Consider the following 11,672-nt stretch of genomic DNA (forward strand, 5'->3'; position numbering starts at 1 on the left):
CTCAATAAAAGAAAATAATTGTAAAAGATGACCAATTTCAATCTATTGTTCAAAATTGAGATCATGATTGAATTATCAAAAAAGCCCCCGAGATGGGAGCTTAGCTTTATCCTGAAATATACTGTTGAAGTTGTTCAATCAACACTTTTTGGTCTTCCATCGCGGCTTTAACTAAGTCACCAATAGATACAATTCCGACGAGTCTATCGTCTTCTAATACTGGCAGATGGCGAATATGACGTTCTGTCATTAAATCTAAACACTCATCTACGGTGTTGCTTTTGCTTACAGATAAAACCGTACCAGTCATAATTTCTGAGACTGTAGTTAAGTCGGATGTACGTTGCATAAGTGCAATTTTACGCGTGTAATCCCGTTCAGATAAAATTCCAACAAGTCTTTCATCTTGTACGACAACAACGGCACCAATACCTTTTGTTGCCATTAATGTGATTGCTTCTAAAACCGTAGCATCAGGTGTGATGGTAGAGATTTCTGAATTGTTTTTATTTTGTAGGACTTGAGCTACTGTTGTCATAAAGGTTCCTCTTGTTGGTTATTCGTCCATGTATAAGTTAATAACTGAAATCTTAAATATTTACAATTGTTTTAGTGGAATTTTCTGCTAAATAGATGGGCTCAAATGATTTTGAAAAAATAGCATCTGCATGTGTGGAATAGTGAGCTTAAAGTGGCGATCTCGATGATTGCACAGGGCAGGTGTGACTTTTAGTCGCGTTAGGGTTGGGAGTAGTGAATTTTTAAAATCATCAGACGTTATTTTTCGAGGCTGATAGTGCGGCCAGTGAATTTTTGCATAATGTAAAGCCTGGACTGAGTTGAGCCAGAAGGGGAATATGTATTCTTGATTGATTGATCGAATGGCCCAACCTTGATGTTCTGGATTGTACAGTCCCCACAGTACTCCACAATACATCATGGTTTTAAGGATATTAACTTTGAGTAAAAAATGCTTTGAATTTGGTTGCAACTGTACAAAGGTGTTCATGATCGTTCGATGATTCATTACCAATGATGATAAGTTCAGTCTAATGATTTTTTCTTAAAGTTTAGTTGCATTAATTTAAAGTTTGGTAAGCAAATATGTAAATAAAAGAGCTAAAAAAACGCCACTAATGTGACGTTTATTTATGCTTGCATTGTGGCCATGTTTTGCCAATACTGTGCTTTCAAAGAATCACGTTCTACACGGAAACCTTGAAGATAGAGTTCAGCTAGAAACATCGCTGCTTTACCATGACCCGCACGTGCTGCATTCTCAAGTTCTGAAACTGCGTCTGTAAAATTCATTTCAAATTGAATGGTATTTACAGCATTTGAATACATATGTTCGAGGTCTTGTTGAGAGAATTGTTTAATCATATAAAACTCCTTATTCTAATTATGATTAGTACTACAGTTATAAAGACCTAAATTAGGTCAAAATGGAATATAACAAAGTAATATTAAACTAATATTACAATTTGCGTTAATTGTCAAATAAATTTTCAAGATAAATCTTTTAAAGAATACTTACATGATTAAACTTTAATCATTTTATATTGGGTTTATGATAAAACTGTAAATAACTATAAAGGAGAATGACTTATGACTAATACCATTGATGGTTTCACATTTGGCAATCCACCAGAGCCATCCGATATTATTGCGCTTGCACATCATCATAAAAAACAACTTGATGAAGCAATTTTTCATCAAGAAATCCATTTAGGTCACTACTGTTTAGAGCAGCGTAAACGTGTGCATGATTACACGCAGACGCTTGATCCTGCAGCGAAAGCTGAATTTTATCGCTACTATGACGGCGAATTAAAACGTATCGCCGTCATTGACGAAGAACACCCTGATGATGCTGAAGGTGGTTTGAGTGTTTTCACTATTTTTATCGTACTCGCGGTGATCGCTGCTATCTTATATTTTGGTGTTGTGCAGAATGTAGTCTCTTAAAGGTGAATAAGCGCCATTTTTTGCATAATGGTTCTTCTTTAAATCAACGTTAACACTATATTTTTAAAGCATCTCGGATTACACTTAAGCTAATCCGAGGTTGTACATGCTCCATTTAAAAAAAATTTCGTCTGATCTTTTCTCACAATTAAATATTGAGCAGATTCAAAATGCTTTCATCATAGGCATTGTACTTTTTATTCTTATTGTCTCTAGTATTGCACTGAATCGTCCAATTAATTCAGCCCACTTTGAACAAGTTCAAGCGCTCGCGGCTCAAAATCGTTTAGAGCGAACGCATGAAATGGCAAATTTGTTACTTGCAAAACCTAAGATTAAAAATATTGAATTTTATCGTTTGCTGAATGCTTATCATATCGAGAATGCTCATATAAAAATTTATCCAGCGATTGAAAAGTTGGATTAGTTTTCAATCTTATTCAGATTGAGCCCAAGATTTTGATTCAGTATTTCTTTGATCTCCTTGGCAGTGACACGGTCAGAGACAGCAATAACAGTCATTTGATCGGGGTGTAAATGTTTTTGTATTGCATTTTGAATATCTTGGCGAGTTATTTTTCGAATCTGCTCCTGATACTCATTTAGATAATTGGAATTAAGTCCATAAAAACCAATTGATGCGATTTGGGCATTAATATTTGCATTGCTATTTAAGGTCATTGGAAAAGACCGAAGAATACTTTCTTTATTTTCTTTAAGCAAAGAGTCAGTAATTGGCTGTTTTTTGAAGTCAATGAATACTCGATGTGCGAGCTTTAAGCTTTCGAGCAATTGGTCTTGTTGTGTCGCATATCCAAAACTAAAAACGCCAGGTACCTGTGGTGTAGTCAGCGTACTCGATGCGCTATAGGTGAGTCCTCGTTTAACTCGTAACTCTTTTGATAAGATTGAATTAAAACTCCCACCACCAAACATTCTGTTGGCAACTTCCAAAGCGGCACGATCTGGATGTGCTCGTTCTAAAGATAAATGACCCAATAATGCATGTGCTTGTAGGCTTTCGCGTTTTAGTATTGAAATTTTAAAACCTGATTCACTAACGGGAGTTGGAAGGTCAGGTTGTCTTTGCCCTTGCGGTAAATTGATACTGATCAGTTCCGAGATCTGTTGAGCTTGATCTTGAGTGAGTTGTCCTGTAATTGCTATATTGGAATTTTGAGCGACAAGCAATCGATCTCTAAATTCTTTGAGTAATTCGGGCGTAATTTTTTTTAAACTACCGACTGTCCCAGCTGTTGGTTGAGCATATGGATGATCTCCATACAGCATACGGTACAGTTGTATTGACATTAGTCTAGATGGATTCTCTTGAAGTTGTTTTTGCCCAATTTGAGTATTACTGAGCGCGAGATTAATGCCTGATTGTTTGAAGGTGGCATGTTTGATTAAATGCAGTAGTAAGTTCAATGCAGGGTCAAATTTTTCAGGATCATTTAACACTCTTAGTCGAACAACAAACATATCGCGATAGGCATTGAAAGAATATTTGGCGCCTAATCCCTCAAATGTGGTGGTAATCTGTTTGGCACTGAGCTGATCTGTTCCTTCAAGCATAAGGCGAGCTGTCATATTGGATATACCGTAAAGTCCTTTACCTATGACTTCATCTCGTGCAGATCCAGCATTAAATGTAATTTGAATGTCGACCATTGGCAGATCATTCGTTTCGACAAATAAGGTTCGTACATTTAAAGAGTTTTTAAGTTCTTGAACAAAAGGCGCTTGATAATTGTGCGAATTTTTTTTGATCTCTTTTAAGCTTAACAAGTTTTTGATTGAGCTTAGACCACTGGAATCTTCTTCGATGATTTGTTCAATTGGTTCAGCTTCTATAAGTTCCTCAGCATGCGACATTGAACTCAAGATGGCACCACACAATACACTCGTTAAAAATAGAGAAGACAAATAATTCATAAAACGCCTAGTTGTTGTTTTTCTGTTCAGGATAAAGATGTAAAATGCTCAAATTGTCACGATTAAAATAAATATTGGCAATGCGTTGTAAATCATGCGGTGTGACTTTATCGAAGTAATCAGGGAGTTGATCAATCATGCGATAGTCTAGATCATTGATGCTGAGCAAACCAATGAGTCGAGCTTGCCCAATAATATCATCTTGGCTATACACTAAATTGGAAACGAAATTCGCCTTGACCCGATTGAGTTCTTTTTCATTGACCAATTCTGATTTGAAAAAATCTAGTTCCTGCTGTATGCGTTTTTGCGCTTGCTCAAGACTGATACCCTCAGCAGGTATGGCAGAGATTAAAAATAGGCTATCCCCACGATTATATGGATCATAACTCACATTAATTGAGGTCAGAATTCGCTTATCTCGGATCAGTCTATCTTGTAGACGTGCTGAAATTCCGCCGTCCAATAGATTTTGAATAATGGTTAAAGCGTAGGCGTCTTGAGGGTTCTTTGCTGTTTTAATGGAATTGACATTCCAAGCCATAAACAAGTTGGGCACATGTACACCCTGATATTGCTCCATAAAGCGATATCCAATTCTTGAAAATTCAAGCACATCATTTCGCTCAGGAACTGATTTTTTTGGAATCTTATTAAAATATTTTTTGACTTCTCTAATGGTTTGTTCAGGATCTACATCCCCAATAATGACTAATGTTGCATTATTCGGTGCGTACCAAGTTTGGTACCATTTTTTTAAATCATTTAATTGAATGTTATTCAGATTTTTCATTAAGCCAATCACTGGTTGGCGATAGTGACTGGTCGGGTATGCAATCCATTTAAATCTTTCAAAAGCAAGGTTGCGAGGATTGTCCTCTGTTCGTTGCCGTCGTTCAGCCATTACAACTTTAATTTCGGGTTCGAAATCTTCTTGGCGCAGAACTAAATTTTGCATTCGATCTGCTTCTAACTCTAATGCCAGTGGAAGATATTTTTTAGGATAGAATTGATAGTAATTGGTGTAATTTGTGGATGTGAATGCATTGACACTACCACCATAAATTCGACTAAGGCGTGTGAATTCATCATTCGGTACTTTTTTAGTGCCTTTGAACATCATATGTTCTAGAACGTGTGAAATGCCGAGTAAATTCCCTGACTCGTCACTACTGCCGACGGCATACCAAATTTGGCTAATTACTACAGGTGCGCGGTGATCTTCTCTAATAATGACTCTTAAACCATTATCCAGTGTTGTTTCGACGGTGTTTCGAGAGAGTTGAGCAGTTTGCTGATTTGCAAATGTCATCATCGGTGCTGATGTAATCGCAGCAATGATGATTGTCTGTTTGAAAATGAGTTGCAGAGAGAATTTGAGCCGGCTGAGAGACACAATTAATCCGAATAATGACTTTAAAATTATTCTTGATGATGTCGTATATTTATTCAAGATTGAACTGTTGCAATTTGGTTGATCGTTTTAAAAGTAATTGCAGATCGTGAATTTAAAGCAATCTATGCTAAACTCCATTCTTTTAATCGCAATGCTTTTCAAGGAATCGGCATGCAAGAACAGCAAAATAAATTCTTGATTGATGCGGATATTGGTGATGACGATGTCACCTTACCGAGCCTCCCGGCCGTTAATGTGCCTATTATCGAAAACAATGAAGTAGAAAAGCTGGAAACGGTGCCGGCCGTTGAAGAAACAAAACCGAAAGGTGGTTTCTTCAGTCGTATGAAAGAAGGCTTATCAAAATCTCGTAAAAATTTAGCTGATGGAATGATGAATATTCTAGTCGGTGGTAAAGAGATTGATGATGAGCTGCTCGAAGAAGTTGAAGAGCAATTATTGGTCGCAGATATTGGGGTAGAGGCGACGAAAACAATTATTGCCAATTTGACTGAAAGAACTGCGCGTGGCGATTTGATCTACTCTCATTCTCTCTATAAAGCTCTTCAAGAAGAATTAGTTGCTTTATTAGCACCACGTGTCAAACCGTTACATATCGATCCGAATAAAAATCCCTATGTGATTTTGGTTGTGGGTGTAAATGGTGTAGGTAAGACAACCACGATTGGTAAACTCGCAAAACGATTGCAAGGTGAAGGAAAAAAAGTCATGCTCGCGGCAGGCGATACTTTCCGTGCTGCGGCGACTGAACAGCTACAAATTTGGGGTGAACGTAACGATATTCATGTCGTTGCACAAGGTCATGGTGCAGACAGTGCTTCTGTAATTTTTGATGCTTTTGAAAGTGCACGAGCGAAAGGGATCGATGTATTGATTGCAGATACCGCAGGGCGTTTGCATAACAAAGGTCACTTGATGGAAGAGCTCAAAAAAGTAAAACGTGTTATGCAGAAAATTGATGCGACTGCACCGCACGAAGTGATGCTTGTTGTGGATGCTGGCACAGGGCAGAACGCGATTAACCAAGTTGAAATGTTTGATGAAGCTGTAGGTTTAACGGGTCTTACTATTACCAAATTGGATGGTACTGCAAAGGGCGGTGTGCTATTTAACATTGCGAGCCGTACACATGTGCCAATCCGATTTATTGGTGTAGGTGAAAAGATTGATGATTTGAGACCGTTCTCAGCAAAATCATTTGTCGCTGCATTATTCGATAACGAAAAATAATTATTCTTGGGTTAATTTAAAAAGCTCCTTATACGGAGCTTTTTTTATAAATACTTAAAATTCATAAAGTTAATCAAATATGAGAAAGCCGAATCTTTTGACTCAATACATTAAATACGCAATTTGTTCCAAAAATAGAACACTTTGTTATAAAGATAAGGCTGAAAAGGTTTCGTAATATGAATAAGATAGCATCATCGTTAGCACACAATGAATGTTAAAAATAAGGAATAAGTTATGTCTTTTCTAAATCAAATTAAAAATCGCCGTACCATCTATGCAATTGGTAAGAATGTTTCTTTAGACAATACTCAGATTGAAGAAACCATTAAAGAAGCGGTACGTCAAAGTCCATCGTCATTTAACTCACAGACATCACGTGTTGTAACACTTTTTGGTGAGTCACATGACAAATTCTGGAATATCGTTTTAGAAACGTTACGTAAAATTGTTCCTGCAGAAGCATTTGAGGGAACTCAAAATAAGATCAATAGCTTTAAAGCGGGTCATGCAACTGTATTGTTTTATGAAGATCAAGATACGGTGAAAGGTTTACAAGAGCAATTCCCACTTTATGCTGAGAACTTTCCAATCTGGTCTGAACATTCAACAGCTATTGCTCAATTTGCGGTTTGGACTGCATTGTCAGAAAAAAATATTGGAGCATCATTACAACATTACAATCCAATTGTGGATGAAGAAGTGGCTTCAACATTTGAAATTCCATCTTCTTGGAAACTTCGTGCTCAGCTTGTGCTCGGTTCAATCGAAGCGCCTGCAGGAGATAAAACGTTTATTGATGACGAAATTCGTTTTAAAACTTTTAATTAATCCAAATCATATAAAGGCACTTCGGTGCCTTTTTTTATGACGAGTTCTGTCATTAAATTGTCATCGCTTGGTAGCATAGTAGTCATATCTAACAATCTAATATTGAGTTATTTATGAAATTAAAAATTGCGTCTGCATTGATATTTACGGGTTTGAGCAGTCAAATTTTTGCAGCGGCGACCTTGGAGGTTCCAGAGGAACTGGTCGTAATTTCAGTGAATAATCAAGAGGTTAAATCAGGACTATTTAAATCAAAAAAACAATACCAAATTGATGCGAATCAACCTTTGGTGAATGTTCGATATAATCAATACTTTGAACTACCTTTAAATAATCATGAGATCGTAAAGTCGGATATTCTTACTTTGAAATTGCCAACCCTAGAGGATAATAGGTCATACAAATTGGATTTAATTCATCCACCACGAGATTTGGACCAAGCAAAAACATTCGCCAAAAATCCTCAATTGGCAATTTATAATCAAAATAATCAACTCATTTCAAATAATCTGATTGTTCAAATGACCTCGCAAAGTTTGCTAGGCGGTACGATCAATCAGATATTGCATAATGATCCAAAAGTTAGCCTAATGACCAAGTCAAGTTCACCATCAATAAATACTCAAACAGTGGAACAAGCTGACATTAAAAATACAAATACTCATGATGGTCAGACGTTGATTGAAGTATGGAAAAATTCTTCAAAGCAGGAACGTCAAAAATTTATGACTTGGCTTGCAACGCAATAAAACATTTAATATTTCAAAACAGATATAAAAAAGCCCTCATAGAGGGCTTTTTTATAAATTAAGTGAACAGCCAAGTATAGTAACCATAAATCATCAATGGCCATGCTACAAATGGACTAAATAAATACTTCCATATCCAATAACGTGGTATAAACCCTACGCCATGGATAAATCCACCAGATATTCCAATCATAATCAGCATCATGGCACGGTGACTGTAATGACCACTTGCATCCAACATTAGACTTGGGTGGATGAGTAATATGGTAGCGAGAGGCAATGCCATCAGAAATGAAATGATCATTGCAAATGAGTATTTACGTTTTTCAGAATTTGACATCGCAAGCTCACTCATTTCATTCACCATCTAAGTCTTGATGTTGTTCCATGTAAATGGCGGCAAGTACACTCGCGAAACATGCCATTAACACACCTAGTATCCATGCGAAGTACCACATAATTTTCTCCTAACAGTGATTCGGTTTTAATACAGACTATGCGTGTGGTCTTGAATATGTTTCTTGGTAATCACACCCCACATTTTGTAGTAACACCAAGTGGTGTATGCCAAGATCAGTGGAACAAAAATACATGCAGCAACAGTCATTACTGAAAGTGTCATTTGGCTAGATACTGCATCCCACATCGTCAAGCTAATGTTTGGATGAATACTAGATGGCATCAGGAATGGGAATAGGGCAAAACCAGCAGTGAGAATTGTGCCAATCACAGCGAACGATGTACCCAGAAAACTAAGTCCCGCTTTATTTTTAGACGATGCTAAAACCACAATTATTCCTCCGATAATTGCCATCACCGGTGCCAATATTGTGATTGGATAAATAGAATAATTGTTCATCCAACCATGATTGATATCAGTAAGTACTTCTTTAGCGAGTGGATTAGCTACACCATTCGTATCATAAGGGGTTACAAGTGTGTAGCCTTCGATATTGCCGAAATATAACCAAGCACCAGCACCGATAAAACAAATGAGAAAAAGAATACCCATATATCGTGTAGCTTGAGCAGAGCGTGTTCTTAATGCACCTTCAGTGCGTAGCATTAACCATGCACCACCATGAGCAGCAAGCATGGTCAAACTCACCAATCCACAGACCAAGGCAAATGGATTTAAAAGTGCAAACAAGCTTCCTGTGTAAGTTGAACGAACAGTTTCATCAAGTGTAAAGGGTACACCAAGGAACATATTGCCAAATGCAACGCCAAAAACGAGTGCTGGTACTGCTCCGCCAATACATAAGCCCCAATCCCAAGCATTACGCCATTTAGTATTTTCGAGCTTAGAGCGATAGTCAAAACCAACAGGTCTAAGGAATAAAGCAAATAATACGAGTAACAGCGCCCAGTACATACCCGAGAAAGCTGTTGCATATACCATTGGCCAAGCTGCGAAAAGTGCACCACCCGCCGTAATAAACCACACCTGGTTTCCATCCCAATGTGGTGCAATTGTGTTGATAGCAGCACGACGCTCTTCATCGTCTTTACCGACGAACGGCATCAGTGCCATAGAGCCCATATCAAATCCATCAGTCAAAGCAAACCCAATAAGGAGGACGCCGACCAATACCCACCAAATGATTTTGAGAAGTTCATATTCAATCATGTTAAATCTCCTCAGTTGACTTATTGGCTGCTGCTAGTTTTTCGAAATGATACTTTCCAGTATGTAAAGAGCTTGGTCCTAGTCTCGAGAATTTGATCATTAAATACATTTCTATGATGAGCAGCACTGTATAGAAAGCAGCGAGTGCTAAAATTGAACCCCATACATCCGCTGAACTAATACTTGATGCAGATAGGTGTGTTGGTAAAACTTCACCAATAGTCCATGGTTGACGACCAACTTCAGCAACGTACCAACCTGTTTGTGCTGCAATCCATGGAAGTGGAAGGGCGATCAGTGCAAACTTGAGCAACCAAGTTTTATTTTCAGCATTACGTTTCATGACGGCATACGTTGCAAGAATGAACAACAAGAGCATTAAGAAACCTGACGCCACCATCGCTCTAAATGCCCAAAATAAACTTGGAACATGAGGGATAGTATCTAAAGCTGCAGATTTAATTTGTTGTTCAGTAGCATCAACCACAGTTGGTGTGTATTTCTTCAACAATAGACCATAACCCAAATCTTTTTGAGTCTCGTCAAATGCAGCTTTGAGTTCTGGTGATTGATCTCCAGCACGAAGTTGTTCAAGCTGTGCATAAGCGACCATACCATTACGGATACGTTGCTCATGTTGTGCGATTAAATCTTTGATCCCTGTGACTTGTTCAGTTGTAGAGCGAGTCGCAATTAAACCCATGACATATGGAATTTTCACAGCATAGTCTGTTGTTTGCGTCTCGGGATTGGGGATACCAAATAATGTGAATGCAGCTGGTGCTGGATGTGTATCCCATTCTGCTTCAATTGCAGCGAGTTTGGTTTTCTGAACATCACCTAATTCATATCCTGATTCATCACCCAGTAAAATTACGGATAATGTCGAAGCAAGACCGAAAATAGCAGCAATGGCAAATGAACGACGGGCAAAGGCCAAATCACGTTTTTTAAGTAGGTAATAACTTGAAATTGCCAATACAAAAATTGCACCAGTCACATAACCCGCAGAAACAGTATGGACAAATTTAACTTGTGCCACTGGGTTAAATATTAGTGCGGCAAAATCTACCAGTTCCATACGCATGGTTTCATAGTTAAATGCGGCCCCGACAGGGTTTTGCATCCAACCATTTGCAACCAAGATCCAAAGTGCTGACATATTAGAGCCTAAAGCCACTAACCATGTCACACATAAATGTTGGACTTTAGAAAGACGTTCCCAGCCGAAAAAGAATAAACCAATAAAAGTAGATTCTAAAAAGAAGGCCATTAATCCTTCGATTGCTAATGGCGCTCCGAAAATGTCACCTACATAATGTGAGTAGTAAGCCCAGTTTGTACCAAACTGGAATTCCATCGTTAGTCCAGTGGTTACCCCTAAAGCAAAGTTGATCCCGAATAACTTACCCCAAAACTTGGTCATGTCTCGGTAAATCTCTTTGCCTGTAATGACATAGGTGGTTTCCATGATGGCAAGGATAAATGCCAATCCTAGAGTGAGGGGTACAAATATAAAGTGATACATTGCGGTCATTGCAAATTGAAACCGCGATAGATCGACCACGCTTTCAGAAATCATCAACGTGTCTCCTTCATTTTAAGTTCGCTGCCCGTAATTCGTTCAGCGACTTGATGGTCAAAGTTTTTGGGAATGGTAGGTGAATCAAACCAGATATTTTTAATCACGATAAGAATGATTACTTTGATAATAAGAATCAGAGTAATCTCTTTGATTAAATTTTTATTTAAACTTGAAGGTTTAATCATCATATTTAAATGCATTATTTGAATCTATTTTAATTATTATTATCTTTTTTTTATTTAAAATAAATACTTTGTAGTCATAAATATTTTTAATATAAAAAATATAATAAAAACAGTTATTTATATTTTTATTTTTAATAAAATT

General features: G+C 37.5%; 15 protein-coding genes. 5 read left to right on the forward strand and 10 right to left on the reverse strand.

The genetic code is table 11. From position 1 onward, the window contains the following. Positions 1-106: 106 nt before the first annotated feature. The 3 genes from AC1M9F_RS13155 to AC1M9F_RS13165 form a co-directional block, all read right to left on the reverse strand. Positions 107-538 (reverse strand): CBS domain-containing protein, encoded by a 432-nt coding sequence (locus tag AC1M9F_RS13155; protein ID WP_035266567.1) that lies wholly within the window; start codon positions 536-538, stop codon positions 107-109. An 87-nt stretch (positions 539-625) separates the two neighbouring features. After that, positions 626-1,009, reverse strand: a complete 384-nt coding sequence (locus AC1M9F_RS13160) for a DUF2750 domain-containing protein (RefSeq protein ID WP_481597989.1) — start codon at positions 1,007-1,009, stop codon at positions 626-628. 140 nt (positions 1,010-1,149) lie between these two features. Further along, the gene (locus tag AC1M9F_RS13165; protein WP_035266572.1) at positions 1,150-1,383 is read right to left on the reverse strand and encodes an SEL1-like repeat protein; all 234 of its coding nucleotides are present in this window, start codon (positions 1,381-1,383) and stop codon (positions 1,150-1,152) included. Positions 1,384-1,608: 225 nt separating this feature from the next. On the opposite strand from AC1M9F_RS13165, the gene AC1M9F_RS13170 reads away from it, so the two are divergent. Both AC1M9F_RS13170 and AC1M9F_RS13175 read left to right on the forward strand, forming a co-directional pair. Next, complete coding sequence (locus AC1M9F_RS13170; protein WP_481587962.1) at positions 1,609-1,968, forward strand: hypothetical protein; 360 nt, start codon at positions 1,609-1,611, stop codon at positions 1,966-1,968. A 106-nt stretch (positions 1,969-2,074) separates the two neighbouring features. Continuing rightward, positions 2,075-2,395, forward strand: a complete 321-nt coding sequence (locus AC1M9F_RS13175; RefSeq protein ID WP_481593956.1) for a hypothetical protein — start codon at positions 2,075-2,077, stop codon at positions 2,393-2,395. Here the strand turns inward: AC1M9F_RS13175 and AC1M9F_RS13180 are convergent. Together AC1M9F_RS13180 and AC1M9F_RS13185 are read right to left on the reverse strand one after the other, a co-directional pair. Beyond that, a complete protein-coding gene (locus tag AC1M9F_RS13180; RefSeq protein ID WP_481597990.1) occupies positions 2,392-3,903 on the reverse strand; it encodes a M16 family metallopeptidase in 1,512 nt (503 codons plus the stop codon). The two genes, AC1M9F_RS13175 and AC1M9F_RS13180, sit on opposite strands and share 4 nt — an antisense overlap. A 7-nt stretch (positions 3,904-3,910) precedes the next feature. Continuing rightward, positions 3,911-5,218, reverse strand: a complete 1,308-nt coding sequence (locus tag AC1M9F_RS13185; protein ID WP_481598009.1) for a M16 family metallopeptidase — start codon at positions 5,216-5,218, stop codon at positions 3,911-3,913. A gap of 252 nt (positions 5,219-5,470) precedes the next feature. Here AC1M9F_RS13185 and ftsY point away from each other — a divergent pair, with 252 nt between their 5' ends. From ftsY to AC1M9F_RS13200, 3 genes are all read left to right on the forward strand, one after another. Beyond that, a complete protein-coding gene (gene ftsY / locus AC1M9F_RS13190; protein WP_035266635.1) occupies positions 5,471-6,550 on the forward strand; it encodes a signal recognition particle-docking protein FtsY in 1,080 nt (359 codons plus the stop codon). A gap of 237 nt (positions 6,551-6,787) precedes the next feature. After that, positions 6,788-7,381 (forward strand): nitroreductase family protein, encoded by a 594-nt coding sequence (locus AC1M9F_RS13195; RefSeq protein WP_481592290.1) that lies wholly within the window; start codon positions 6,788-6,790, stop codon positions 7,379-7,381. 113 nt (positions 7,382-7,494) lie between these two features. Next, positions 7,495-8,130 carry a DUF2057 family protein gene (locus AC1M9F_RS13200; RefSeq protein ID WP_481597991.1) on the forward strand — a complete coding sequence of 212 codons (636 nt, stop codon included), beginning with the start codon at positions 7,495-7,497 and terminating at the stop codon, positions 8,128-8,130. Between the two features lie 58 nt (positions 8,131-8,188). Here the strand turns inward: AC1M9F_RS13200 and AC1M9F_RS13205 are convergent, their stop codons facing one another. The 5 genes from AC1M9F_RS13205 to cydP are packed head-to-tail and all read right to left on the reverse strand — an operon-like array spanning position 8,189 to position 11,533. Continuing rightward, positions 8,189-8,485, reverse strand: coding sequence for a cyd operon YbgE family protein (locus AC1M9F_RS13205; RefSeq protein WP_481589510.1), 297 nt, complete (start codon positions 8,483-8,485; stop codon positions 8,189-8,191). 1 nt (position 8,486) lies between these two features. Then, on the reverse strand, positions 8,487-8,588 hold the full coding sequence (cydX, locus tag AC1M9F_RS13210) for a cytochrome bd-I oxidase subunit CydX (RefSeq protein WP_035266590.1): 102 nt from the start codon (positions 8,586-8,588) through the stop codon (positions 8,487-8,489). 26 nt (positions 8,589-8,614) lie between these two features. Next, positions 8,615-9,760, reverse strand: coding sequence for a cytochrome d ubiquinol oxidase subunit II (gene cydB / locus AC1M9F_RS13215; protein ID WP_481597992.1), 1,146 nt, complete (start codon positions 9,758-9,760; stop codon positions 8,615-8,617). Position 9,761: 1 nt separating this feature from the next. Then, a complete protein-coding gene (locus tag AC1M9F_RS13220) occupies positions 9,762-11,342 on the reverse strand; it encodes a cytochrome ubiquinol oxidase subunit I (protein ID WP_035266593.1) in 1,581 nt (526 codons plus the stop codon). Further along, the gene (gene cydP / locus AC1M9F_RS13225) at positions 11,342-11,533 is read right to left on the reverse strand and encodes a cytochrome oxidase putative small subunit CydP (RefSeq protein ID WP_481597993.1); all 192 of its coding nucleotides are present in this window, start codon (positions 11,531-11,533) and stop codon (positions 11,342-11,344) included. Before cydP ends, AC1M9F_RS13220 begins: the two co-directional genes overlap by 1 nt. Positions 11,534-11,672: the final 139 nt, after the last annotated feature.

This window comes from Acinetobacter sp. ANC_7504 (genome assembly GCF_056779995.1).

Coding starts and splice junctions, on each gene's coding strand:
- AC1M9F_RS13155 (WP_035266567.1), bottom strand. CDS start 538: ATGACAACAGTAGCTCAAGTCCTACAAAATAAAAACAATTCAGAAATC.
- AC1M9F_RS13160 (WP_481597989.1), bottom strand. CDS start 1,009: ATGAACACCTTTGTACAGTTGCAACCAAATTCAAAGCATTTTTTACTC.
- AC1M9F_RS13165 (WP_035266572.1), bottom strand. CDS start 1,383: ATGATTAAACAATTCTCTCAACAAGACCTCGAACATATGTATTCAAAT.
- AC1M9F_RS13170 (WP_481587962.1), top strand. CDS start 1,609: ATGACTAATACCATTGATGGTTTCACATTTGGCAATCCACCAGAGCCA.
- AC1M9F_RS13175 (WP_481593956.1), top strand. CDS start 2,075: ATGCTCCATTTAAAAAAAATTTCGTCTGATCTTTTCTCACAATTAAAT.
- AC1M9F_RS13180 (WP_481597990.1), bottom strand. CDS start 3,903: ATGAATTATTTGTCTTCTCTATTTTTAACGAGTGTATTGTGTGGTGCC.
- AC1M9F_RS13185 (WP_481598009.1), bottom strand. CDS start 5,218: ATGATGACATTTGCAAATCAGCAAACTGCTCAACTCTCTCGAAACACC.
- ftsY (WP_035266635.1), top strand. CDS start 5,471: ATGCAAGAACAGCAAAATAAATTCTTGATTGATGCGGATATTGGTGAT.
- AC1M9F_RS13195 (WP_481592290.1), top strand. CDS start 6,788: ATGTCTTTTCTAAATCAAATTAAAAATCGCCGTACCATCTATGCAATT.
- AC1M9F_RS13200 (WP_481597991.1), top strand. CDS start 7,495: ATGAAATTAAAAATTGCGTCTGCATTGATATTTACGGGTTTGAGCAGT.
- AC1M9F_RS13205 (WP_481589510.1), bottom strand. CDS start 8,485: ATGAGTGAGCTTGCGATGTCAAATTCTGAAAAACGTAAATACTCATTT.
- cydX (WP_035266590.1), bottom strand. CDS start 8,588: ATGTGGTACTTCGCATGGATACTAGGTGTGTTAATGGCATGTTTCGCG.
- cydB (WP_481597992.1), bottom strand. CDS start 9,760: ATGATTGAATATGAACTTCTCAAAATCATTTGGTGGGTATTGGTCGGC.
- AC1M9F_RS13220 (WP_035266593.1), bottom strand. CDS start 11,342: ATGATTTCTGAAAGCGTGGTCGATCTATCGCGGTTTCAATTTGCAATG.
- cydP (WP_481597993.1), bottom strand. CDS start 11,533: ATGATGATTAAACCTTCAAGTTTAAATAAAAATTTAATCAAAGAGATT.